Origin of the sequence: Gottfriedia acidiceleris (genome assembly GCF_036421055.1) — a bacterium.
Classification (GTDB): Bacteria; Bacillota; Bacilli; order Bacillales; family Bacillaceae_G; genus Gottfriedia; species Gottfriedia acidiceleris_C.
In genome coordinates this window covers 130,065-154,429 of the sequence record NZ_JAZGQS010000010.1, presented here as the reverse complement: position 1 = coordinate 154,429, position 24,365 = coordinate 130,065, and the positions used below count along the sequence as shown (strand labels likewise).

Annotated in this window: 29 protein-coding genes; 6 read left to right on the top strand and 23 right to left on the bottom strand. The window is 31.7% G+C overall.

The genetic code is table 11. The features are described from left to right. Positions 1-16 precede the first annotated feature (16 nt). The 8 genes from RAH41_RS16410 to RAH41_RS16375 all read right to left on the bottom strand — a co-directional run bounded on the left by RAH41_RS16410 (position 17) and on the right by RAH41_RS16375 (position 9,215). Positions 17-1,969, bottom strand: a complete 1,953-nt coding sequence (locus RAH41_RS16410) for a stage V sporulation protein D (protein ID WP_331223978.1) — start codon at positions 1,967-1,969, stop codon at positions 17-19. Between the two features lie 131 nt (positions 1,970-2,100). After that, entirely contained in the window at positions 2,101-4,293 is a 2,193-nt protein-coding gene (locus RAH41_RS16405; protein WP_331223976.1) for a penicillin-binding protein, read from the bottom strand. Between the two features lie 11 nt (positions 4,294-4,304). After that, entirely contained in the window at positions 4,305-4,670 is a 366-nt protein-coding gene (ftsL, locus tag RAH41_RS16400; RefSeq protein ID WP_331223974.1) for a cell division protein FtsL, read from the bottom strand. A gap of 12 nt (positions 4,671-4,682) precedes the next feature. Continuing rightward, the gene (gene rsmH, locus RAH41_RS16395; protein WP_331223973.1) at positions 4,683-5,615 is read right to left on the bottom strand and encodes a 16S rRNA (cytosine(1402)-N(4))-methyltransferase RsmH; all 933 of its coding nucleotides are present in this window, start codon (positions 5,613-5,615) and stop codon (positions 4,683-4,685) included. Positions 5,616-5,646: 31 nt separating this feature from the next. Further along, complete coding sequence (gene mraZ / locus RAH41_RS16390) at positions 5,647-6,078, bottom strand: division/cell wall cluster transcriptional repressor MraZ (protein WP_091022092.1); 432 nt, start codon at positions 6,076-6,078, stop codon at positions 5,647-5,649. Positions 6,079-6,273: 195 nt separating this feature from the next. Beyond that, a complete protein-coding gene (gene bshC / locus RAH41_RS16385) occupies positions 6,274-7,902 on the bottom strand; it encodes a bacillithiol biosynthesis cysteine-adding enzyme BshC (RefSeq protein ID WP_331223970.1) in 1,629 nt (542 codons plus the stop codon). A gap of 26 nt (positions 7,903-7,928) precedes the next feature. Then, entirely contained in the window at positions 7,929-8,321 is a 393-nt protein-coding gene (locus RAH41_RS16380) for a DUF3397 family protein (RefSeq protein WP_056471117.1), read from the bottom strand. Between the two features lie 6 nt (positions 8,322-8,327). Continuing rightward, positions 8,328-9,215, bottom strand: coding sequence for a 2-dehydropantoate 2-reductase (locus tag RAH41_RS16375; RefSeq protein ID WP_331223967.1), 888 nt, complete (start codon positions 9,213-9,215; stop codon positions 8,328-8,330). Positions 9,216-9,362: 147 nt separating this feature from the next. On the opposite strand from RAH41_RS16375, the gene RAH41_RS16370 reads away from it, so the two are divergent. After that, positions 9,363-9,776, top strand: a complete 414-nt coding sequence (locus RAH41_RS16370; protein ID WP_331223965.1) for a GNAT family N-acetyltransferase — start codon at positions 9,363-9,365, stop codon at positions 9,774-9,776. Positions 9,777-9,821: 45 nt separating this feature from the next. Here the strand turns inward: RAH41_RS16370 and RAH41_RS16365 are convergent, their stop codons facing one another. From RAH41_RS16365 to RAH41_RS16350, 4 genes are all read right to left on the bottom strand, one after another. After that, the gene (locus tag RAH41_RS16365) at positions 9,822-10,403 is read right to left on the bottom strand and encodes an RsfA family transcriptional regulator (protein ID WP_331223963.1); all 582 of its coding nucleotides are present in this window, start codon (positions 10,401-10,403) and stop codon (positions 9,822-9,824) included. Positions 10,404-10,479: 76 nt separating this feature from the next. Continuing rightward, on the bottom strand, positions 10,480-11,247 hold the full coding sequence (locus RAH41_RS16360) for an enoyl-CoA hydratase/isomerase family protein (protein WP_331223962.1): 768 nt from the start codon (positions 11,245-11,247) through the stop codon (positions 10,480-10,482). A 174-nt stretch (positions 11,248-11,421) separates the two neighbouring features. Beyond that, positions 11,422-11,595 carry a 50S ribosomal protein L32 gene (gene rpmF / locus RAH41_RS16355; protein ID WP_025672195.1) on the bottom strand — a complete coding sequence of 58 codons (174 nt, stop codon included), beginning with the start codon at positions 11,593-11,595 and terminating at the stop codon, positions 11,422-11,424. Positions 11,596-11,650: 55 nt separating this feature from the next. Beyond that, the gene (locus RAH41_RS16350; RefSeq protein WP_025672196.1) at positions 11,651-12,166 is read right to left on the bottom strand and encodes a YceD family protein; all 516 of its coding nucleotides are present in this window, start codon (positions 12,164-12,166) and stop codon (positions 11,651-11,653) included. Positions 12,167-12,916: 750 nt separating this feature from the next. Between RAH41_RS16350 and RAH41_RS16345 the strand changes: the two genes are divergently transcribed. Next, the gene (locus RAH41_RS16345) at positions 12,917-14,188 is read left to right on the top strand and encodes a nucleotidyltransferase (RefSeq protein WP_331224052.1); all 1,272 of its coding nucleotides are present in this window, start codon (positions 12,917-12,919) and stop codon (positions 14,186-14,188) included. 110 nt (positions 14,189-14,298) lie between these two features. Here the strand turns inward: RAH41_RS16345 and RAH41_RS16340 are convergent, their stop codons facing one another. Continuing rightward, entirely contained in the window at positions 14,299-15,324 is a 1,026-nt protein-coding gene (locus RAH41_RS16340) for a SepM family pheromone-processing serine protease (RefSeq protein WP_331223960.1), read from the bottom strand. Beyond that, a complete protein-coding gene (locus RAH41_RS16335; RefSeq protein ID WP_331223958.1) occupies positions 15,299-16,105 on the bottom strand; it encodes a patatin-like phospholipase family protein in 807 nt (268 codons plus the stop codon). Before RAH41_RS16335 ends, RAH41_RS16340 begins: the two co-directional genes overlap by 26 nt. Positions 16,106-16,277: 172 nt before the next feature. Between RAH41_RS16335 and ylbJ the strand changes: the two genes are divergently transcribed. Continuing rightward, complete coding sequence (gene ylbJ / locus RAH41_RS16330) at positions 16,278-17,501, top strand: sporulation integral membrane protein YlbJ (protein WP_331223956.1); 1,224 nt, start codon at positions 16,278-16,280, stop codon at positions 17,499-17,501. Positions 17,502-17,534: 33 nt separating this feature from the next. On the opposite strand, the gene coaD is transcribed toward ylbJ, so the two are convergent. Both coaD and rsmD read right to left on the bottom strand, forming a co-directional pair. Continuing rightward, positions 17,535-18,026, bottom strand: coding sequence for a pantetheine-phosphate adenylyltransferase (coaD, locus tag RAH41_RS16325; RefSeq protein ID WP_331223954.1), 492 nt, complete (start codon positions 18,024-18,026; stop codon positions 17,535-17,537). A gap of 17 nt (positions 18,027-18,043) precedes the next feature. After that, positions 18,044-18,601, bottom strand: coding sequence for a 16S rRNA (guanine(966)-N(2))-methyltransferase RsmD (rsmD, locus tag RAH41_RS16320; RefSeq protein WP_091022079.1), 558 nt, complete (start codon positions 18,599-18,601; stop codon positions 18,044-18,046). Positions 18,602-18,953: 352 nt separating this feature from the next. Here rsmD and RAH41_RS16315 point away from each other — a divergent pair, with 352 nt between their 5' ends. Continuing rightward, a complete protein-coding gene (locus RAH41_RS16315; protein WP_056468446.1) occupies positions 18,954-19,343 on the top strand; it encodes a DUF7147 family protein in 390 nt (129 codons plus the stop codon). 173 nt (positions 19,344-19,516) lie between these two features. Here the strand turns inward: RAH41_RS16315 and RAH41_RS16310 are convergent, their stop codons facing one another. After that, a complete protein-coding gene (locus RAH41_RS16310) occupies positions 19,517-19,789 on the bottom strand; it encodes a YlbG family protein (protein ID WP_056468449.1) in 273 nt (90 codons plus the stop codon). Positions 19,790-19,889: 100 nt separating this feature from the next. On the opposite strand from RAH41_RS16310, the gene RAH41_RS16305 reads away from it, so the two are divergent. Beyond that, positions 19,890-20,207, top strand: coding sequence for a hypothetical protein (locus RAH41_RS16305; RefSeq protein ID WP_331223952.1), 318 nt, complete (start codon positions 19,890-19,892; stop codon positions 20,205-20,207). A gap of 53 nt (positions 20,208-20,260) precedes the next feature. Here the strand turns inward: RAH41_RS16305 and RAH41_RS16300 are convergent, their stop codons facing one another. The 5 genes from RAH41_RS16300 to RAH41_RS16280 all read right to left on the bottom strand — a co-directional run bounded on the left by RAH41_RS16300 (position 20,261) and on the right by RAH41_RS16280 (position 23,289). Further along, positions 20,261-20,716, bottom strand: coding sequence for a YlbF family regulator (locus RAH41_RS16300; RefSeq protein WP_331223951.1), 456 nt, complete (start codon positions 20,714-20,716; stop codon positions 20,261-20,263). 61 nt (positions 20,717-20,777) lie between these two features. Further along, complete coding sequence (locus RAH41_RS16295) at positions 20,778-21,350, bottom strand: histidine phosphatase family protein (RefSeq protein WP_331223949.1); 573 nt, start codon at positions 21,348-21,350, stop codon at positions 20,778-20,780. Positions 21,351-21,425: 75 nt separating this feature from the next. Further along, entirely contained in the window at positions 21,426-21,707 is a 282-nt protein-coding gene (locus RAH41_RS16290) for a YlbE-like family protein (protein WP_331223947.1), read from the bottom strand. Positions 21,708-21,718: 11 nt separating this feature from the next. After that, on the bottom strand, positions 21,719-22,129 hold the full coding sequence (gene ylbD, locus RAH41_RS16285) for a YlbD family protein (RefSeq protein WP_331223945.1): 411 nt from the start codon (positions 22,127-22,129) through the stop codon (positions 21,719-21,721). Between the two features lie 116 nt (positions 22,130-22,245). Further along, complete coding sequence (locus tag RAH41_RS16280; RefSeq protein WP_331223943.1) at positions 22,246-23,289, bottom strand: CAP domain-containing protein; 1,044 nt, start codon at positions 23,287-23,289, stop codon at positions 22,246-22,248. A gap of 176 nt (positions 23,290-23,465) precedes the next feature. Between RAH41_RS16280 and RAH41_RS16275 the strand changes: the two genes are divergently transcribed. Next, positions 23,466-23,837 carry a YugN family protein gene (locus RAH41_RS16275; RefSeq protein ID WP_129689234.1) on the top strand — a complete coding sequence of 124 codons (372 nt, stop codon included), beginning with the start codon at positions 23,466-23,468 and terminating at the stop codon, positions 23,835-23,837. A 57-nt stretch (positions 23,838-23,894) separates the two neighbouring features. On the opposite strand, the gene RAH41_RS16270 is transcribed toward RAH41_RS16275, so the two are convergent. Further along, positions 23,895-24,359 (bottom strand): DUF420 domain-containing protein, encoded by a 465-nt coding sequence (locus RAH41_RS16270; protein WP_331223942.1) that lies wholly within the window; start codon positions 24,357-24,359, stop codon positions 23,895-23,897. Between the last annotated feature and the right edge of the window lie 6 nt (positions 24,360-24,365).

Below are 24,365 nucleotides of genomic sequence, written 5' to 3'. Positions count from 1 at the left end.
TTTCGTATTCCCTAAATCATTTTTTATCTTTCGTTTTAGATTTAGTTTCTTCTTTTGTTCCTAAATAAATTCTAATTTTAGAACCTTCTTTAAGTTTAACACCTGCTTTTGGTGCTTGGTCAACTACAATATTTCCACTGCCACTATATTCAATAGTAAAAGTATCTAGCAAAGGTTGCAAATCTTTTTTCTCCAAACCAATTAAATTTGGTACTTCATATGTTGGTGTATCACCGTATACGAATTTTTTGGGGATTTGATTTTTTCTAGGTGGTACGCCTAAAACTTGCATACTATCACGAATAATATTCCCTACTATCGGAGCAGCTACAACTCCCCCAAATTGAACAGTGCCTTTTGGGTTATCAACTGCAATATAAACAACTATTTGAGGATCATCAGCAGGTGCAAAGCCTACAAACGAAACGATAAAGCTACTATCATCGTATCGTCCATTTTTTACTTTTTGTGCTGTTCCAGTTTTACCTCCAACTCGATACCCTTCCACAAATGCACCTTTACCAGTACCTTGTGCAACAACACTTTCTAGCGCTAATCGTACCTTTTTAGATGTATCAGGCGAAATAACTCGTCTTTTTGAAATAGGTGTTTTTCGACTTACTACTTCGTTTGTAACGGGATCTACAAACTCTTTGGCTATATAAGGTTGGTATAGAATTCCACCATTAATTGCAGCTGACACTGCTGCAACTTGCTGAATTGGTGTAACTGATACCCCTTGACCGAAAGCAGTTGTTGCTGCTTCAACTGGACCGACTCTATCCATGCTGAATAAAATCCCAGATCCTTCACCTTGTAAATCGATTCCTGTTTTTTTGCCAAAACCAAAATTACGAATATATTTAAATAAACGATCTTCTCCTAGTCGGTTACCTAATTCGACAAATCCTGGGTTACAAGAATTTTGAACTACCTCTAAGAAAGTCTGAGAACCATGTCCACCTCTTTTATGGCAACGTAAACGAGCTCCAGCTACTTCAGCAGCCCCATCATCATAAAAATGTTCTTTATTCAAATCTACTAATCCCTCATTTAATGCAGCTGCTAGTGTAATAATCTTAAACGTTGAACCTGGTTCATAATTTGACCAAACAGGTAAATTCCGATTATATACTTCAGGCGAAACATTTTTAAAATTAGTAGGATTAAAGCTTGGACGACTGCTCATTGCAAGTATTTCTCCCGTATTTGGATTCATCGCAATTCCAATCATTGAATCAGGATTATATTGAGCAGTTGCATTATTCATTTCTCGTTCAAGAATTGTTTGTATTCGCGAATCTACAGTTAATTTTAAGTTTAAACCATTAATAGGCGGAATATAGTCATCTGCAATATTGGGCATTCTTTGACCCTTAGCATCGGAATAAAACTGTACACTACCTTTTTCACCACTTAATTGCTTATCATAATATAGTTCTAATCCGTTTAAGCCCTGATTATCGATTCCAGCAAAACCTAAAACATGAGAAAGATAGTCACCAAATGGATAATATCTTTTAGAATCCTCTGCTATGTATACACCAGCTATGTTAAGATCTCGGATTTGTTTAGCTTTCTCATTTGTAATTTTTATACCTTCTGTTCGAATGTGTTCCATTCTAGATCTTTTTGTTAAAATTTTATAAAGTTTTACTTCGGAGATTTTTAAAATTGGGGCAAGTTTTTCAGTCGCTTCCTTAGGATCTTTAATTTGCCTAGGAACGACTAATACAGATGGAGCACTTTTATTAGTAGCAAGAGCAACACCATTACGATCTAAAATTTCACCACGCTTTGGTTCAAATGGAATGTCTCGACTCCACGAATTTTTCGCTCGCTCAGTTAAAAGATCACCCATCGCAAATTGTACATAACCAAGCCTCGTTGCAATAATAGAAAAAATTAATAAACCACCAATGAATACAAAAAATAATCGTTTTCGAACTGTTACATTAGATACTCGCATCGAAACGAACACTCCTCTACATTATGTTCGTTTCAATATATGCTTGTACCAAATACAATAGACCTTCTAGCTTTTTATTATCCTAGAATGGTCTATTGTCAATTTTATTAAATTAAACTTATTTCTGCTATTTACTCTTGTACATCTACTTTTACATCTTTTTCTTCGTCTGTTGCTCCATTAGGTTTATTTAATTCAATCGTTAAATAGTCGTGATCCCTTAGCTCTGAATCTTCTTTAATACTCTGACTTGTAACAAATCCAGATCCCTTAGATGAGATATTTAACTTAAATAATTTACCTAAACGGTTAACATCCGATTTTGACCAACCAATAATAGATGGCATTGTATTTGTTCCATTTGTTTTAAGATAAATAGTAGAACCTCTGACTACTTGAGTTTTTGACTTAATTGATTGACCAGTAACTTCTAACCCATTTCCTAATAATACAGGTTTTAATCCCTCAGATATAGCTAAAGATTTTGCTTCATCTAAAGTTAGACCTTTCAAATTTGGAATTTCTATACTTTCTTTATCAATTAATTTGTCTACTTTAGCATTTTCAACAGGCTCAACCTTCATATACTCTAAAGCACCCTTAGTAACTGTTCTAAATATTTCAGAAACACCATCTGAACCGATTTCAGTCGCTTCAAGTTTTGGACGAAGCATCGCTACATATACGACTAATTTTGGATTATCTGCAGGTGCCATACCGATAAATGAAAAGAGGTTTTGACCACGTCCTTTAAGGTATTTTCCGTGTTCGTCAACAACTTGGGCAGTACCAGTCTTACCAGCGACAGTGTAACCGTCAATCGCATAGTTATGCCCAGTACCATGTGGCGCAGTAATAACCGTCTCTAATAACGCTCTCTCTCTTTTTGCTGTTTCTTCTGAAATTGGATTACCAACAACATGAGATTTATAGTCTTTTATAACTTTATTCGTATCATGATCGACAATTTTATCTACAATATACGGCTTCATCATTTTTCCATTGTTAGCAATAGCACTAGCAGCTTGAACAATTTGAATTCCTGTTACTGTAGATCCTTGTCCAAAAGCAGTTGTTGTTTTTTCAAGTGGATAATTAAATACTAATTTACCACTTGATTCACCTGGAAGATTAATATTAGTTTTTTGTGTAAACCCAAAGTTTTTATAGTATTGTAAAAAGCGATCTGCTCCTAATTTTTCATTAAGAAGAATCGAAATACCTACGTTTGAAGACCTTTGAATCCCTTCGTCAAAAGTAATTGAACCCCATCCGTTTCGATTTACGTCATGGACAGTGCCTCCACCTGGTACTTTATATCGACCTGATTGGAAATATTCATTTCCATTATATACACCTTCATTCATCGCAGCAGCTAAAGTGAATATTTTCATCGTAGAACCTGCTTCAATTGCATAAGAAATCGGGTCATTCGTATAGTTTGAAATGTCATGAAGATTCGGATTGAAGCTAGGACGATTACTCATTGCAACAATTTTACCGGTTTTTGGATCAGAAACGATTGCCATAATCTTTTCTGGCTCATATTTTTTTTCAACGCTAGTCATTGCGTCTTCTAGTAAACTTTGAATCTTTGTATCTATTGTTAAATACACATCATCACCATTATGTGGAGGAGTAACCTTCTCATTTACATATGGTAGAATATTACCTTTTCGATCACGTAAAAAGCTTCTTTTTCCATCTTTTTCCGTTAACTCATTATTCAATGATTTTTCTAATCCCATTTCGCCAATCAGGTCACCATTATCATTTACATTCGTGTACCCTAACGTATGAGAAGCAAATATACCATTTGGATAATATCGCTGCTGTGACGGGGTAAAAACAATACCAGGTAGCTTTAATTTCTCAATTTGTTCTTTTGTGCTTTGAGAAATATTTCTTCCACCTGGTCCTAATTCAACTTGATATTTTGGTTTACCTAACTTCGCTAAAAGATCCGATTCATCAATACCTAAAATTGGTGCTAATTCACTTGCAGTTTTTTCTTTGTCTACGACATGTCTTTTCACTTTAGAGTTTTTAGATGCACTTGGATCTAAAACGGCCGACACAGTGTAAGCTGTTACTTCTTCCGCTAGTGGAACTCCATTTGAGTCATAGATTGTTCCTCTTTTAGCAGGTATTTTTTGAGATGTATTGTAATTCTCATCAGCATAAACTTTTAAATTTTTACCTTCTACTGTGTTTGATAATTGAATATAAGAAAGTCTAGCAACAAGTGAGAAAAAAAAGACTAAAGTAGCAATAAAAAACCAACGAATACCATAATTTGTGTATTTATTTTTTTTCTTACTCATATCACAATCTCCTACTTGCTAATGTCGGTAAACTTTACATTATTACTATCAATATTTAAACCTAACTCTTTTGCTTTTTGCCATATACGCTCATATGTGCTTAATTCATCAATTTTCATTTTAAGCTCAGAGTTATGCTGTTTTTCATTTGCTATTTCATTTTTTACATGTTGAATTTTTAAATTAGTATCATATATTTCCGCTTGAGTTTTGATGATTTTTGTCCCCATAAAGAAGCATGCAAAAATAAATACTAAATAAAGTATTTTCTCAAAAGGTGTAATTTTTGATACTTTCTTTTGTTTTTTCTTGTTAGAAGGTCTTTGTTGTAAATCAGTAACTTGTTTTTGTTGTAGCTTTCTAGCCAAATTACTCATTTTTTTCCCTCCTTATAATTTTTCTGCAACCCTTAACTTTGCAGATCTTGCGCGCTTATTAAATTCGACTTCTTCATCTGTTGGTAAAAGTGGCTTTCTTGTCACTAATTTTAACTTCGGCTTAAACTCATCTGGAATGATTGGTAAACCTGGTGGTAACGGCGGAAGTGAACTAGCTTCTTTAAAAATTGTTTTACAAATGCGATCCTCTAATGAATGGAATGTTATGACACTTATTCTTCCTTTTGGTTTTATTAGGGTAATTGCATCCTTTAGAGCTTCTTCAAATACACCTAGTTCATCATTTACAGCTATACGAATAGCTTGAAAAATTCTTTTAGCAGGATGTCCACCTGTTCTTCTTGCTGGTGCAGGTATTGCATCTTTAATGATTTCAACTAACTCAAAAGTTGTTTCGATCGGTTTCTTAGCTCTTAAATCTTCTATCCTTCTTGCAACTTGTTTAGAGAATTTCTCTTCTCCATATCGGAAAAATATTTTTACAAGCTGCTCATATGGCCAGTCATTTACGACTTCATATGCTGATAATGTTTGTTCTTGATTCATACGCATATCAAGTGGTGCGTCTTGGTGAAAACTAAATCCACGTTCAGCAACGTCTAATTGAGGCGAAGAAACACCTAAGTCAAATAAGATTCCATCTACTTCATTAATTCCTAAATTATGGAGTTCTTCTTTTAAATGTTTAAAATTACTTTTAGCAATTGTTAATTGATTTTCATATTTATTTAATCGCTCTTTTGCATGTCTAATTGCTGTTTCATCTTGGTCAAAAGCGATTAATCTACCTTTTGATGAAAGTTGAGATAGTAAGTATTCACTATGACCTCCACCGCCAAGTGTACAATCTACATAAATGCCATCTTCTTTTATATCCAAAGAATCCACAGTTTCTTTTAATAAAACCGTTATATGTTCAAACATGATGCTTTCACTACTTTCAAATTGTTAATTTTTAAAAGTCAAATCCGATTAAGTTTTCTGCTAACTCACCAAATGACTCTTCTGATTCATTCATATATGTATTCCAAGTTGACAAATCCCAAATCTCAATACGATTTGTAACACCAACTACTACACATTCTTTTTCTAATTTTGCATAACTGCGTAAATTAGGTGTTATATTAATTCTCCCCATCTTATCCATCTCACATTCCATAGCCCCTGAGAAGAAAAAACGGGTAAATGCTCTCGCATCTTTCTTTGTTAGTGGTAGTGTGCGCAGTTTATCTTCAATTACACTCCATTCGGCCAATGAATAGCCAAATAAGCATTGATCCAAACCTCTTGTCACAATGAAGTTTTCACCAAGCTTGTCTCGAAATTTTGAAGGTATAATAAGACGTCCTTTAACATCGATATTATGTTGATATTCACCGATAAACATCCTATTCCCCCACTTTCTAACACAAACTTACCACATTCCCCCACTTCTTACCACCTTTTCTAAAAAATTCTTTAAAAAAACAAAAAATCCTGCTAACAGTGCAGCAGGATTTCATTTTTATTATAAAATTCAGCTTATTTCAAAGGATTGTTACTAATAAAATCATATTAATAATGCCAATATTGATGATTTAGCTTAAATTTTTACAATTTGATGAGCGTAATCCCATGATAGTTCTAAATCACAAAGTTCATGAACAAAATCAAAACCATATTTATTAATATAGTAGAGAATATTTAGTGTTCGTTCCTGTGGTTTCCCATTAGGAGAAATTGAACAGATGATTCGATCCCACTTTTCAATTTGCTCTTCATTTTGCTTTAAAATTGATTCTTCTATTTTTCGCTCTAATAGTAGGATTTGTTCTTCTATCTTTACAAAATTCTTTATAGAAAAATCCTTTAAGTTAGGTGTTACTTTTTTCGTTACATCTTGAAGAGGTTTATGCAATTCTTCTAAAGATTTTTTAGCATGACTAAACACTTCTTTATAGTCTAGTTTCACTTGTTTTTTAATCCATTCAACTTTCTTCTCTTCTAATGAAGTTTTCAACACATCATTAATATCTAATGAAAAATCTTCTAATGCAGAAACAATATTTCTTTCAAAAATAGTAAACATATGTCTCAAAAACACAGGTGGCATCTGAAGGTTAAATAGATTAAAAATGTCCTTTAACTCAGCCCAATAAGCAATTTCACCAGGACCACCGACAAATGCTAATGTAGGAAATAAATACTCCTGCATAACTGGTCTTGTAACCACATTATTACTTAATAAAGCTGGCTGTTCTTTTGCGATTTTGATCAACTCAAGTTTAGAGAATTGATAATTCTTATTTTTTGTTTGAAAAACATCTTCATTTTCAGATACTTCAAGTAATTGTCTACCTTCATTACTATGGTAAAAGAGGTGAATGCTTTGTTCAGAAATTTGAAGTGTTTCGTGGTACCCAGATTTTAATAATCTGCTTTTCGTATCTTTCAAAACACCTCTAACTTTCTCTTGTTTTTGAACCATTTCACTAAATAAGGATGATTCCAACTCACGGACATTTGGATCATCAGCATCAATTAATACAAGTCCTTCTTTTTTGAACAATTTAAAAATTATTTTCGCAAAAAAATCTACGTAAGTTGTAGATTGCCCAATCATCGAATATAGTTCTTCAAGTAAATCTTTCGAATAATTCGTTTCATCAAAAGTTTTAACGATTTTATCAATCCACTTTTTCATTTCCTGCTGATCTAATTCAGTTCTAGAAGCAGCATGGGAATAGGTCGTTTTTTGATAAAAGGTTTGTTTTTTTACGGTATTGTTCTCAATTGTATGAATATGGTTTATTTCATCTATATCATGATCTTCACCGGCAATCCAAAATACTGGGACGACTGTTAGACCATAATCCTTTTCATATTTCTTAGCCAATTGAATTATTGAAATAATTTTATGTATAGAATACAATGGGCCAGTTAATAATCCAGCTTGCTGTCCACCAATTACAACAAATGAATCTTTATTAAGTAATTTTTTCACATTTTCTAATGATTTATTACTTGCATGATGCTTATGATGAAACTTCTCTAGCGCATTAACTAATCCTGTGCGATTATAAGAACGCTCCATTACATTTTTAATTCTATATTCCATTTCTTCCTTTACTAATGGATTTTCACCAAAGAAAGAAGAAATTACTTCATTTCCATTTACAAAATCATTCAGCAATTTATTTTGCCCGTCTAAATGGACTTTACTAATTTGCATTACGAACTTCCTCTCTCGCTCTTCAATTAAGCATTGTACTCAGTTATTTTTAAAACCAAACCAGCCAATACGGTAATACAGTGAAGAATAATAAACAGAATACATGACATTCTCCAAAAACCTTTTAGTAGCTTAGTAAACCGAATATCTCTTTTTGCTTTCCATTGAAGAATAATACTAATAAATAAGATAACCAATAATAAATTAATTAGTATCCAACCTGTTGCAGTTGGAAAAATCATATTTAAAACAAAATAAAATGAACTAATATATAGAATTGTAGATAAATCTAACGTAAAAAGCAAAAGTTTACGCTTGTTATTTTTAAAAAATAATTTTAAAAACATATAGATAAATATTGTAGAAAAAATCGGAAATTCAATTAATAGTGAAATAAAGAAAATGAAAAATTTTTCCAAAAAGAATTACCCCTTTTTCTTCTCAAGTCCTTTTATACTATTGTACACAAGTTCAATTGTTGGTACATTCATTTTTTTATTAATTGCCAATTTTTTAACAAATCCTAGCATACTTTCAATTTCTGTTTGTCTACCATGAAATAAATCTCGATTCATTGATGAGTAGTTTTCTTTTGTTTTCTCACATATTTCTACTAATTTATCCCACTCTTTTTCTTTATTTAAATCTAGGACAGTTGCAACCTCATTAAATAATAATTTACAAATTGGTTTAAAATACTCATTAGTAATTAATTCACCATTTCGAACGTTCAATATAGACGTTAAAGGGTTAATAACACAATTTATTAAACACTTTTGTTTAAGTATATACTCCCAATCATCTTGGCTTTTGATTGGAAACTCGGCTGTATGTAAACTCGATAACCAATTTAAAGCATCTAGTTTTCCTTTAATTTGTCCAATTCGAATAATTCCTTTACCAGTATGTGTGATTTCATTCGGAGAAGTTTTTAACGCACCATGTTCAACTATCCCGATAAAGCAATTTGGAATAGGTAAATTTTTAACGATTTCAATATGAGACATTCCATTCTGGAGGAATAATATATTCTCACCCTCATATTGATTTAACGTGTTAACGATTTGTTTTAAATGATATTGCTTAACACAAATAATTAATAGATCGAACGTGCTTATTTTTGGTAATAATTTATTTGCTGTTATACACATTTGTTTCTTTTTTTCATCTACTGAGAGTATAACACCTAAGTTATTTATAAGATTTGCCTGTTCTTCTGTTCTCGTAAACAATGTAACATTATGTTTATTTTGATACAAATACGATGCTGTTAGAAGACCGACGGCACCACCACCAATTATGCCTATTTTCATTGATTTCTCCAATCGAAAAATTATTTTTCCACTCTTATCTTTGTGATAATAAATTTACACCGAATCTATCTTTTTTTAAATTTGATTGTACGATATAATTATATTTAAAATATTAAAAATTTACATTCTTTTTAAGGGGGAGCTTTTTTGAACATCAAGATAGAACGTTTACAAATAAATTTTAAAACACTTGAACAATTTCAGCAATTTTCCGGTTACGGTTTACAAGAGTTATCAATGCTTGAAGATCTTGAATCAAATTTAATTGATAACGAATTTCAATCTCCTTTCTATGGTATATACTTAGGAAAGGCACTGATTGCCCGAATGAGCTTATATACACATAGTGAAAATAATGAAGAAATAATTGAAATTAATAAAATGGAAGTTCTACCTTATTATCAAAAGAATGGATACGGAAAAGAATTAGTAAATTTCGCTAAATCCTTTAAGAAAACAATTAAAACTATACCAAGAGCAAATTCAAATGAATTTTGGAAAAAACAAGGCTTCATTGAAGCAGATTCTGAATTTGTCATCTGGAGACCTGAAAATAAATAAAGACAAAAAACTCAACACCCCTTTTTTGAGATGTTGAGTTTTTTCTTATTTTACCTTTGTGTCATTTTTAGAACTAACATTTACTTTTTTTCTTTTTTGATCTAAAAAATCAAATAAATGTTCATATTCACTTTGGAGCTCATTTAGTTTTTCGACTAATTGTTGCTTTTCAATTTTTAATTGTTCATTTTCTTGTTTATATTTTAATAGTTTTTTTTCTAAAGATTGTATATCTTTAATTCGTCCACTGGCCTCAACTTTTAATCTCAAATATTCAAGGAATTTATATACTGACTCAAAGGTTATTTCAGAATGTCCTTTTTCTGTAGTAACCTCCTCGTGAATCTCATTTGTAATTATTACTGAATCATTCGTTGGTTCTACCTCATTTAAGGGAATAGCTTGTTTTTTGCTACTATTTTTTGCTTTTTCAATCTCTTCTTTGTAGAACTTTCTAACAAATGAATTCCATCTGTAACCGCAAGCAGCAGCTGTCCTTGATAAGTTCTTTGCTACTACTTTAAATGCCATTAATTGAGTTGACCCTTCATTTATCGTTTTTAAAACTACTTCAGCTAAGTAGTTATCTTCATCTTTTGTCCATGCATCCTGGCGATTTGCAACCATTTGCAATCCCCTCCAATTTCTTATGCAATAAGCAGATTTTACTAATTCATATGCACAAAAAAATGAAGGTAGAAGATTACTTTTCCAATTTTTTTGTAAATTGTTCGATATTTTTTATATGTTCATCTGAAAACCAAAGTGGCATAGCAGAAAGAACTTCTTCTTCCATTCTTCTCTTAAGATTTTGCTCGGTCCATTTACGAATAAGTATTTTTTTATTTTGATGATGAATTTGTGCTGGAATACTTCTAGCTAAACTAATAAAGCTTTCATTATGTAAACTTGTTAAATCTTTTGATAGTTCATGAATAAAGCCGATCTTCTTAGCTTGAAATGCGGTGTAAATATTAGAGGATGATAGTAATGTAATCCAATCTTGATGACTCATTTTTTCTTGAAGTATAGTACCTCCACCCCATGAGGTTGGAATTCCCATTCTTCCTTGAATAAATCCTATTTTTGCATTGTGACTCGCGTATCTAAAATCGAATGCACTTGCCAGTTCGCAGCCGCCACCTAAAGCAAAACCATTAATAAAACAGATTGTAATTTGAGGTAGCATAGCTATTTGATAAATCACATCACACATTTTTAAATTAAAAGATTCCAATCCATTCAAATTATTTTTAAACCTTAAAATTGTGTTTAAATCTCCTCCGGTACAAAAATATTTCATACCTTCCCCAGTTAATACAACTAGTTTACTTTGGGATTTCATTCGAATTTCTCGGATAATTTCAGAAAGTTTTTCTACAGTATTTTCATCAATGCAATTCCCGTAATTAGGCCTATTTAAAAATATATAATCTATTTCATCTCTTTGATAAGTAATTACTTCAGACATTGGAATCCCTCTCTCTTTACCTAATTTTCTATTAGTTTTTATTATACTATACAGAAATTGAATTGGGCAGAAGTTAGAGGAAGCCTGATTTTAGACGATTGAATCATAGACAAAATACATATAAAGACAAAAGGAAAAGCACATAGTTTCCTATGTGCTCATTCAAAGACTAGCTTATTTGCTAAGTACTTGTTTTCCTTTGTAGTGTCCGCATGATTTACATACGCGGTGTGCTAATGTTAATTCACTACAGTTTGGGCATTCAACCATTCCAGGTACCGCTAATTTAAAATGCGTACGACGCTTTCTTTTTACAGTTTTGGACGTTCTTCTTGCAGGTACTGCCATTGATCCCACCTCCTTAAAGTGAGTGTTTGTTATGAAGCCGGTTATCCGGTACTTCTCAATTATCTTGTTTGTCAAAAAATTTTGCTAAACCAGCAAGTCGAGGGTCAATTTTTTGCTCTACTTCGACATGTTCCCTAACTTCCCAATCTGTTCCTGACGTTGGAGCTGTTTCTTTTCCCTCAACATCCTCTGCATAAACTTGCATTGGAATCTCGGCTAAGATACATTCCTCAATCACTGGGGTTAAGTCTAACACGTCACCCTCTAGGATGTGAAAATTCTCATCTTCACTTTTCCATTCAGATGTTGTAAAAAATGTTTCTGTTGTGGTAATCGACAAAGGATATTTTACATCAACTAATGTTCTTACACAAGGTAAAATTAAATATCCAGTTATTGTTAAATGAAACGTATATCGGTTCGTTCCAAAATCAACTCGTCCAGTAACTCGAATTGGAGAAACCTCTCGAATATCAGTATTACGTTCCTTTATTTGACTTACATCAATTGTCTCATCTAAATTTAAACCTTTATGTCTTAATTTCTGCAACTGGTGCACTGACCATTTCATAAATAAACCACCTCAAGGCAACAATGAAAATTATATATTCTTTATAATCACTTGTCAATATTTTTTCTTTACACTTCCGAAAAGCGGAGGCGACTGTTCAGCTCCGACAAGCATAAGACGATTTTTGGCTAAGATTTGCACTTTAATCTTAGACGAAAATAGGCTTATGACTCGAGGAGCTAGGAGCCGGAGCTAGGCATCTTTTCTGCTTCTTTTTTGAATATCTCCATTCAGCTAAAAGAAGTGGTGCTCTTTCCACTTCGAAGATTAATGGAATATTACCGAAGAGCTAGCTTGTGGAACTAGACATCATCTATACTTCTATGACTGATTTCCCGACAAGCATAAGACGATTTTTGGCTAAGATTTGCACTTTAATCTTAGACGAAAATAGGCTTATGACTCGAGGAGCTAGGAGCCGGAGCTAGACATCTTTTCTGCTTCTTTTTTGAATATCTCCATTCAGCTAAAAGAAGTGGTGCTCTTTCCACTTCGAAGATTAATGGAATATTACCGAAGAGCTAGCTTGTGGAACTAGACATCACAAATATTTCTTTTTCCTGATTTCCCGACAAGCATAAGACGAGAAATCCACTAAAAGTTTAGATTGGGTTACTAGCTTTCCCCTTAAATCCTTGACCTTGCTTCTTTTATGTAACCTATCTAATATATTATTTTCCACAATAAAATTCAATACAATTCACACTTGGTTGCGAATTATTTCTCAAAACTGGTATTCTTAGTGTATAAATTCGTGAAATAAGTAAATATTGGAGGTGCATTCCCCTGCGTTCGGTTGGAGTAGTAGTAGAATATAACCCATTACATAATGGTCATGTTTTTCACTTAACTAGTTCTAAAAAAAGTACAAATGCTGATGTTGTTATTGCGGTAATGAGTGGTCAATTTTTACAAAGAGGCGAGCCAGCTGTCGTTCCAAAGCATGTACGAACAAAGTTAGCTTTACAAGCAGGTGCAGATCTTGTTATTGAATTACCTTATAGCTATTCGACTCAACACGCTAGCATCTTTGCCAAAGGAGCTATTTCTATTCTTGATTCTTTAAAATGTGATTATGTTTGTTTTGGAAGTGAAGAGGGTAAAATTGAGACATTTTACGAGTTAATCACACAAAAGAAGCAGCTTACTTCTTCAATCAATACAAGTATACGTACTTTTCTTGATGAAGGACTAAGTTATCCTGCTGCATATAGTACTGCATTACAAAAAAATCTTGAGTCATCAAAGTTAGATGTTTCACTTCCAAATAATATTTTAGGAATACATTATTTAGAGGCTATTGAACACTTTAATAGTCGAATGGAAGGTAGAACGATTCAGCGAATAGCTGCAAATTATCATGATGAAGAAACCAATCATCATAGTATCGCTAGTGCTACGGCAATTAGAAAAATTCTAAAAAGTGACAATCAATCAATTTCTGACTTTGTTCCAAGCTTTACGAAAGATTCAATTGAAGAATACATAAATGAGTATGGTGCTCTTCATTCTTGGAATGAATATTTACCTTTTTTGAAATATAAATTAATGACTTCAACTAAAGAAGAACTTGAAGAAATTTACGAAGCTGTAGAAGGTTTAGAAAGAAGAGTATTACATTCTGTATTAAACTGTCTTAATTTTGAAGAGTTAATGACCTCAATAAAAACAAAGAGATATACTTGGACTCGAATTCAAAGATTGTTAACGCATATCTTAACAAATACATCCAAAGGGGAAATTTCAGCAATATTAGAGAAAGATCGGGTTCCTTATATTCGTTTACTTGGAATGAGTTCAATGGGAAAAACTTATTTAAATTGCAAAAAAAAATTGATTGAAATTCCGATATATACAACTATTAATCAACAAAATCAAAAAGAACTAAGAACCGATTTGAAAGCAACCCATGCATATGCTTCGATGCTTTCATTAAGCAATCAGCAAAAATTAATAAAAACTGAATATTCAATGTATCCAATTATTTATGATGAAAAAAGGAATCAATTTAGTAGATCTTAAGTAATTTCCTTAAGTAATTTCAACAATATTTTATTTATATACTCAAAAATGGCAGGTTTAGGGATTTCTCCCTTATATCCTGCCATTTATATATATCTATTGGAATCGAATTATTTTTTTGTCTTTAACTTTTCAAGATAATTGATTGCTTGGTCATATGTATCAATAGGTATTATTTTCATTTTCAAGTCATGTTTTTTCGCACTTTTTACAGCTTCATTATAATTAGAATTCTTTTTACCGTTCTCATTTGGTGCAAAGAAAATCTCCGCCCCCGAATCAGACGCTGCAATTATTTTTTGAGATATACCACCAATCGGACCAACGACTCCATTTTTATCAATTGTTCCAGTTCCAGCTATTTCATGACCTTTTGCTAAACTTTCGTCTTTTAATTGATCATAAATTTCAAGAGCAAACATCAGTCCCGCTGAAGGTCCACCAATCTCTTCTGAATTTATTTTAACTTTTGGACTAGTTGTTAGATTTAAATTTTCTGCAATGGAAACACCAATTCCAGCACGATTCGGTTCGTCTTTAAAAGTCTTTGTTTTAATATTTAAATATTTAATTTTTCCTTTTCTACTTACCTCTAAATTAAATTTTGTACCAGGCTTTTTACTTTTTACAGTATTGGTAAAATCATTAATCGTACGAATTTCTTTCCCGTTGATTTTAGTGATAATGTCACCAAGCATTAATACGTTATGGGCTGGCATATCCTTTAAAACCGATACGACTACTATTCCATTTTCCGTCACTTTATAAGATTTTTTAGCCTGCTTATATGCGTTTAAAATCGCAGCTTGCTTTGACTCTTCCATGTATCTTAATTGGCGGAACTGATAATCTTCATCACTTTCACCTTTAACTTTTATTTCATCTATTTTGTATAAATGGTAATTGTCATTAATTTTTGTACCAATAAATGAATAGACATTTGCCTTACCCATTGCTACGGTCGTTAACATAAATTCACCTTTATCTTTTTTTGCACCTTCAACTTTTACATATGGCCTTAAAGGCTCCGCTAAACCAGGTTTTGTAACATAGTATGGTAATGGAATGAAATATAAAAGAATGAGTGTAATACCAAGTACTAATAGTACATTAAGAATTCTGATCCTTTTTATCACTATTTTTCTCCTTCCATTGCTCAATCTTTTCAAGAATCTCAGGTATTAATTTTTCTGTAGCTTCTTCACCTATTTTGATAACATTCTCAAGGTCAGTAAAGTTTCTAGAATTAACATGGTCTAATTTAGGTCTTATCATAACATTAGAAGCAATTTCTCTATTTCTAACGAGCTCGTGCTGCATTATTTCAATACTTTGCATAATCACATCATAAATAGTCGAAACTTCTCCACTAACTTGTATTGGTGAAGCATCTACACCAATAATAAAATCCGCTCCCATCTCTTTTACAACTGAAACTGGGATACGATCGATAACTCCACCATCAACTAAAAGTTTTCCATTCCATGTTTCTGGTACAAAAATTCCCGGTATTGAAATACTCCCTCGGACTGCAGTAGCAATATCTCCCTTTTGAAATACAATTTTTTCTCCTGTTAATAAATCTGTAGCGATTACCGACACTGGCAAGTCTAATTCTTCGAGCTTTCTACCAAATGATAGTACTTTTATCAACTCTTTAACCCTGTTCCCTGAGATCAAACCCATTTTTGGAACAACATAGTCAATATAGTATTTAGATTGAAATACTTTTGCAATTTTATATAGACGGTCTACATCCGCACCAGCACCATATAAAACAGCAACTAAAGCACCTATACTACTGCCTGCAATCAGATCTATAGGAATATTATGCTTTTTTAAAACGGAAATTACACCAACATGTGCAAATCCTCGTGCACCTCCTGAGCCTAATGCTAAACCAATTTTTGGTTCCAAGTTGTTTCGCCTCCAATTAAACTCTTTGGTCTAAAATTGAATTCCAGCAACGTATATTTAATTGTACAAGTTTTTTTTATACATATATTACTATCTTATTTCCTACTCATTGGTATTACTACAATTAGACAAAAATCTATCTGTTTTTAAGTTTATCTTTGGAGGTTTATATGTGAAAAAAAATTACTTCATTACCTTACTAATTTTTTTATTACTCATATTTCTGACATCAACAATTATTTTGCATCCAGAGGTAGCATTTAAAGGGTCAATTAGAGGATTAAATATGTGGTGGGGAATCGTATTTCCTTCTCTCCTTCCTTTTTTCATTTTAAGTGAACTTCTAATTTGCTTTGGAATTGTTCAATTTATTGGTGTATTTTTAGAGCCCGTTATGAGACCTTTATTTAAAGTTCCGGGTGTTGGCGCGTTCGTTTGGGCTATGGGGATGGCCTCTGGATTTCCTTCAGGTGCAAAACTTTCTGCAAAATTATATAAAGATGGGGAATTAACAAAATTAGAAGCTGAACGACTTAATTCATTTACAAATTCGTCTAATCCATTATTTATTTTTGTTGCAATTTCTGTAGGTTTTTTTCATAACCCAAAAGTTGGGCTCGTACTTGCAATCAGTCATTATTTTTCTAACGCTATTGTAGGCCTTATTATGAGGTTTTATGGAAGAAACCAACCTAACTACTCTCGTAAAGAAAGAATCCATTCTAACCGCTTTAAATACGCTTTTAAAGTTATGCATGAAAAAAGATTAAGTGAAAGAAGACCGATTGGAAAAATATTAGGGGATGCAATAGCTTCTTCTGTTCAAACATTATTAATGATTGGTGGATTTATTATCGTTTTTTCTGTTCTTAATATGCTTTTAATTGAAATTGGCTTTATTTCTAATGCTGGAAAAATAATTGCATATTGCTTTTCAAATTTAAAGATTAATCACAATTTATCTACACCATTTTTATCTGGATTATTTGAAATTACGTTAGGATCTAAATTAGTCAGTGAACTAGGCAATAGTACATTATTGCAGCAAGTGGCTTTAACTAGTTTTATTTTAGGTTTTGGTGGTTTTTCAATACAAGCCCAAGTAGCAAGTATTATTTCTGAAGTGAAATTAAGTATTAAACCTTATTTAATCGGTCGTTTATTACAATCTGGAATTGCACCTATTTTGGCAATTATTTTTTGGAAGCCATTATATCTTAATCAGTTAACTTCAAATGCTACTAATAGTACGTTACCTGTTATAAAGATTATTACAGAGAAACAGTTAAACCTTGAATCATTGATTTCAACAGGTTCATTTATTACATTAATTTCTCTCTACATTTATGTAATCATCTTAATTTATAAACTGTATACAAAAAAGTTATCTTCTTAAACCTTTCATGAAAAAAAGAAACCTCAGTTTAAATTAAACTTGAGGTTTCAAAAATTTTTCTGTTAATGCGTTATTTACACAATCTGGTACTAAGTCTTTTACATTTCCGCCATATTTTGCGACTTCTTTTACAATTGAAGAACTTAGGAATGAATATTGATTATTTGTCATTACAAAAAATGTGTCAATTTCATCTACTAATTTTTTGTTCATTGCTGTAATTTGCATTTCATATTCAAAGTCTGATACTGCTCTTAGGCCCCTTAATATTGCAGAAGCGTTAATCTTTTTCGCATAATCCATTAATAGGCCACTAAATGAATCAACTCGTACATTTGGAATTGCACTAGTAGCTTCCGTAATTAATTCTTTTCTTTCTTCTAAAGTGAATAATGAATTTTTGGCCGAGTTATTTAATACGACAACAATTACTTCATCAAACACTCTTGCTCCACGTTTAATAATATCTAAATGTCCTAAAGTAATTGGATCAAAACTTCCAGGACAAACAGCAATACGTTTCATCTTGTACCCCCTAAAAATTACTCCATACAAATATGATACACTGATACGCCACAAATTCCATATTTTTCTGCTTTTGTTCGTACAAATTTCCCTATTTTTTCAGGTAATTCGACATCTGTAGCATGTTCTACTAAAATTGTTCCATCTGAAGCAAGTAGATTTTTTTCATCAAAAGTTTCAATTAATGATACAATTTGTTGCTTTTTATAAGGAGGATCTAAAATAATTAAATCAAATTGGATTTCTCTTTTAATAATCGCTTTAACAGCTCTCTCAGCGTCATTTCGATATACTTCAGCACAATCAGTTAGATTACAAGTTGCTAAGTTTTCTTTAATGGTCTTAATCGCCTTCATTTCACGATCTACAATAATCGCTTTTTCAATCCCTCTACTTAATGCCTCGATTGATAGTCCACCACTACCACCGAATAAATCTAATACAATACCACCTTCAAAGTAAGGCCCAATTATATTAAACATTGCTTCTTTTACTTTATCGGTTGTCGGTCTAGTACTCATACCAGGTACTGCTTTTAAACTTAAACCTTTATTTTTTCCTGACACTACTCTCATTTAATTTACACCTACTATATATTTCAATTTACGAAAATATCCTATCATAATTTCACTAAAACAAAAACATTTCTTTCCATATTCTCCTACTAATGTATAAAATCATCCACTTTGGAAATAATTAATTTTAACAACATCTCAGTTGATGTTGTTGCCAACCGCGGAGAAGACTTACGTTTCCCCATAAGTTTTCCTCCGGTTTCTCCTCTCCCTTTGCCTTCTTTTAAGTGATTACACTTTAATAAGAGGGGCCCTGCAAATGCGGGGTTTTTTTTTATGCTTTTATCCTGTAGAATAAATGTTGCATTTATTACCATACTTTGAAGTATTTACGGTTTAAGGGGGAACACTCATGATCCAACGCATGATTGAAATTGGAGAAGGTTATTCAGATTTATATGAACTATTTGAAATTGCTAAATCACAAAAAGATAGAGTTAAATTTTTACTTAAATTAACATCTGAAAATAAAGGCTCAAACTGCTGTTCTTTTGCTGTTATCTTAAGCCCTACTTCTATTGGCGAATTCCAGCCAATATATTATTGTAGAGAAGGAATTACATTAAAAGAAGATTCAGTTACAAAACGTGAAGTGTTGTTTGAAGAATTAGCTACTACTTTAAACAAAGAAATCATCACATTACAAATTAGACACTCAAGCTCATTTCATGAAAACGATTTATTCCACCAATATATTATCGGAATTTTACGTTTAAATCACTTAATTCCACCAATGAAATAACTTGAGCAGATAATAGGATTTACTATTTCTAATCTTTCTTATAAAGTAAAAAGAATATCAGGGATAGTTTTTTACCTATCCCCTACTTATCAACAATACCACAAGAAAAACGATTGAACGGTTTTTAATTCAGATAGGATACCCTTCTAAATTAATTATCCATTCAATCGTTTTTAATCTACTTGATAATCATATTCCTTTGCTTCGTCTGGTTTTGCATTTTCGTACTCAGTCTTAATAAAAGGTTTATATGACAATTCAATTCGTTTCACAAAATGAAATTTTTTCAATCTCTCTATTGTTCGATCTATATCATCCATATTGCAATATAGGACTACGTATTTCAAACGTTTAGAGACAAAGTGAATATTTCCAAATTTACGTAACATTTTTGCTTGTTTTAATGATTGTAAATAAATAATAATACCTTGTCTTTGCACGAACATAGCTTTCTCCTTTAAAAATCCGTTAGAAATAGAATATCATATCCCAAATTTCTTTTGCAATGAAACTTTCTTAAATAGTTTTTAGAAAGGATTGAAAATTATGTTAGATGATGTTTGGGCGCTATTTTTTAACTGTATTTCAAATTATAAACAAATTTACCAATTTTCAAACAAACAAATTTGTGGTGTTAGTTTTCTATATATTCAGACAGACCCTCCACAAACGGAAGAAGCGATCAAAAAACTACTGATTGATTGCTCTAGAACCATTACTGAACAGTTTATACTAATTTACAGAGTTGAATTTATTCGTAAAGAAAATAATAATTTCGTATTTAAACATCGATTTTACGTTCCGAATAAAAAAATGTTTTGTTGTGGAAATAATTGTTTAAACTGTACTAGATTTAGAAAATAAATTTTATAATAAAAGACTCATTAATTAATAATGAGCCTTTCAAGTATGATTTGTTACCTCGTTTTACATCCACACTTTCCACCTGTGCCACATCCACCAGTACTACATCCTCCACCTGTATTTACGAAGAAGGGATTACCTGCTGGAACTTTTACAGAAGGAGAAACAGCTTGAGCAATTAAATAGCTAGTCTCATCTAAAAGTAATTGGACCTGATCTTCCGCTTGCTTGAAAGCAGCGATTGTATCGTTTAATTGAAGTTCTCTTTTAACTTCACTCATTTTTTTACGAATTTCTTTATAATCTGGATGATATTTTCCAAATCGCTGAACATCCTCATATAAATCCTTCGTCTTCTTAAAACGGCTAATAATTTCTTGAGCAGTTTTATCATTATTTAATGCAATATATGAAGTTCGATACTGATCTGCAACATCCGATTGCACGATCATTGAAGCAAGTTCTTCTGAGACTGTTATAAGTTGCAAGGTTTCCATTGTTGCATACATTTCCTTACACCTCCAAGAATAAACTATATCACATTTAATTCCGTAAATAAAAGAACTTGTCCTAAGCTTTTATGTGATCGGAAATATTAAATTCATTTATCTTCCATTTACCATCTTTAAGTTCAATAAAATTTGCACAAGCATTTTTTAATTTTGTCCTAAAATTAACTTTCTCAGGATCGATTGCATGTAGAATTGCCTTAATCGTATGAGAATGTGCAACAATTACAATTCGCTTACCTTCATAATTTTGGGCAATGTCTTTTAATGCACTAAAAGCTCGGTCAATTAATTCTTCATTTGTTTCCATTCCTCTTACATTATTATTATAAATGTTTTCATGAACATCGGAAACAAGTTTTCCACTCGCCTCACCAAATTCTCTTTCTAGAAATCGTTCATCCTCAATAATTTCGTCAATTTTAGAAAACTCTGCGATTGCCTGTGCAGTTTGTTTCGCCCTAACTAATGGACTTGTAATAATCCGATCCCACTTTTGATTACTTAAAAATAATGCACTATCATTCGCCTGTTGTTGACCTATAATATTTAAAGGAATATCTTCTCTTCCTTGGATTATATTGTTAAAATTCCAATCAGTTTGTCCATGTCTTACTAAACAAATTTCTGTCATAACTACTACTCCTTTTTAAAACTTACTTTCTTCATTGTAGCAAAAAGCTATGACAGATTAAATTATTATCCTTTTTTAATCTTCCTTGGTTTCAGTATCAGAGGATTCATTACTAGTACTTTGTTGATCCTTTAATACAGAGAACATGTCAATCATAAATGATGCCATTTGAACTTGATTTGACAATTTATCAACTCGTTGTGGAATAGTTTTACCAAAAAACTCGAGGGAAGCCAGTCTAAACTCATCAGTAAGCTCAGGATTTCTAGAAAGTTTACGATACCATTTTGGTTGCTGTCTTAAAAACTTCAAATAATCTTCTTCACTCTGAAGAAATTCCAATACATCTTTTCTCACTTTAGATCTCCTCAATCCTGTCTAAAATTAAATTGTTGTGACGCTGGCTTTTCTTCTCTTTGATTAGTTGAAGCAGCTGGAGATTTAAATTGTGAAATAAGCTGTTGAATATTCGTTAAAGTAGAGTTTACATTCGTTAAATGGCCTTGAATTTGATCTGGATCTAAATTTTTTACAAAAGATATGACTTTTCCAACATATCCTTCTTCTGATTGTTCTGTTTTGGCAGTTTTCTTTTGAGACTTTGTATTATCATTTCTATATTCATCCCACATTTCATGGTCTTCACCTTTGTAATACCAATCTTCAAAATATTGTTGCCATGTTTTTTTACCCGTTTTTACTTCCTCACGAAGTTTTGGGTGTTCCATAACGAATTGCCTAAATTGTTCGATAGATGGTCGATTATTTTCATTACCCATTCATATCACTCCAATTAAAAGCATTTACTACAAAATTATGTATTTCGAATCATTTTGTGCCTGTATGGAAATAAAAAAAATCAAGCACAAACTTTCGCTTTTGCTTGATGTTGTCATTATTTTATAAAATTTTGGGTGTAATATTTATTAAAGGCGCCAACTCCGAGTGTAGTATATTCTTTCTTATACATATTTACACGATGACCTTTACTATTAATCCATCCATACACAGATGCAATACCATCTACATAATTAGCAGAAATATTTTCGCCCGCAATTCTATATGGCACATTCGCATCATTTAAACGATCAGCTAGACTACCATATAAATTAGAATAATGATCGAAATATTTATTTTGAACCATATCTTTACTATGTCCTAAAGCTACTTTAGCAGCATTAGAATTCCATGTTAAAGTATTTAAATTCATTCTTTTACGATAAACATTCGTTAAGTTAAATATTTGTCTCTCTTCTTCACGATCAACAATTGCTTCTTGCAATGTATTTAATTTTTTAGCATTTATTAAATTTCCACTATAAATTAGCTCGTACGGTTTTTGCTTAACTAAAGTTTCTGGAGATAAATATCGAACTCCTAATAAACTTCCAGTAAAACGGTCAAAATAAAGTTGAGCAAAACAATTATTTAATGAAACAAGTGGACGTTCGTGTAAATCAGTTGTCGATAATTTAAAAGTATATTGATTACTTAATATCGAAAAGGATATTTTATCATGTAATGCTACATTATCCATTGTTTCTTCATAGTGGCTCCCCATGACAAATGGGGTTATATCAACTTTATTACCTGCAACGAAAATTGTTACAACTTTGCCATTAAGTACACCAAATTGAGTGTACTTTGTATCATCCTTATCATAAACAAGCCAAACGTAGTCATATTGAGAAGGAACCTTTCTTGACGGCTTACCAAAGGTTTTTAAAATTTCTTGTTCACTTTTACCAATATACTGAGAAACGGAGTATGTAACTTTTTCAGTACTTGCATTTTCGATCATTGGCATACTCACTTCTTCTACCTTTTGATATTGTTTAAATGATGTAATATTGGTGATCCAATCTTTAATTAGTGGACTGAACATAAAAACTGTTATAAAACTTATTGTAAAAAAGAAAAGTTTTATAAGCTTTTCCATTTAGATCTTCCCTTCCCAATTGTTAACTCTATGTCTATATATCCATTGTAGCCAAATTATTCAAAAAAATATATAAATTAGTTAAAATACATTTATCAGCTTTTCATTGCTAATTATTGTCATAGATAATATTATATTAATAGGGATTTTTTCTAAGTAATTTAGGGGGTAATAACATGAAATTTGAGAATACAAATTTAGAAAACCATGTATTAAATGTAAATTTATTAACTGAAATCATGGAAGAATTAGGCTTTGTCCTTGCTGGTCAATGGGATTACGAAAGAGTAACTTACGATTATAAATTTGAACAACGTAATGAAATTTACTACTTACGCGTTCAAGGTTTTGCAGTAGAAGGACATGTAGAGTCAAGTAAAGGTAAAATCCAATTACTTACTCCACTTTTAGGTAAATACTATTATCCTCACGGTGTTGAATACGGAGAAGGCGAAAACTTCCCTGAAAGCATTGTTAATAAAAGTAAAGAGTTACTTAAAAAAGCTGAAGAGCAAATTTCTCTAGTAAGCAAGTTCATTATTCTATAATTATTAAAAAGAGTGAGTAAAAAGAAGTACAACTTCTTTTACTCACTCTTTTTTTACTTAAAATCCTAAAACAGCTTTTATAACTGAAGTAGTCTCTCCACCTTTGTAGAAAACGTATAATAAACAATAAACAACTACACCTGTAATTGCAGTAAAAAACCAAATAATACTAGTAATCGGTCCAATTTTTTTGTGCAGTTTTAATTTGTTTTTAAATCCTGAGATAATTGATACTAGACCAAATACTCCGCCAGTTGTAGCTAAGAATATATGGAAAAATAAAAATATATGATAATACAGCTTTAAACTTTTTGGTCCCCCAAAAGAAGTATTTCCAATAAAGATTGTTCTCGTTGCGTATACAATGAAAAATGAGAGCGCAAAGACTCCAGCAAAGAACATAACTTTCTTATGTCCCTCTATATTTCTTTTTGCAATAAGATACCAGCCTATGGCAACTAATATGGCACTAATTACAATAAAGCTTGTACTTATTGTTGGTAAAATTGGTAACGAATTCAAAATTTC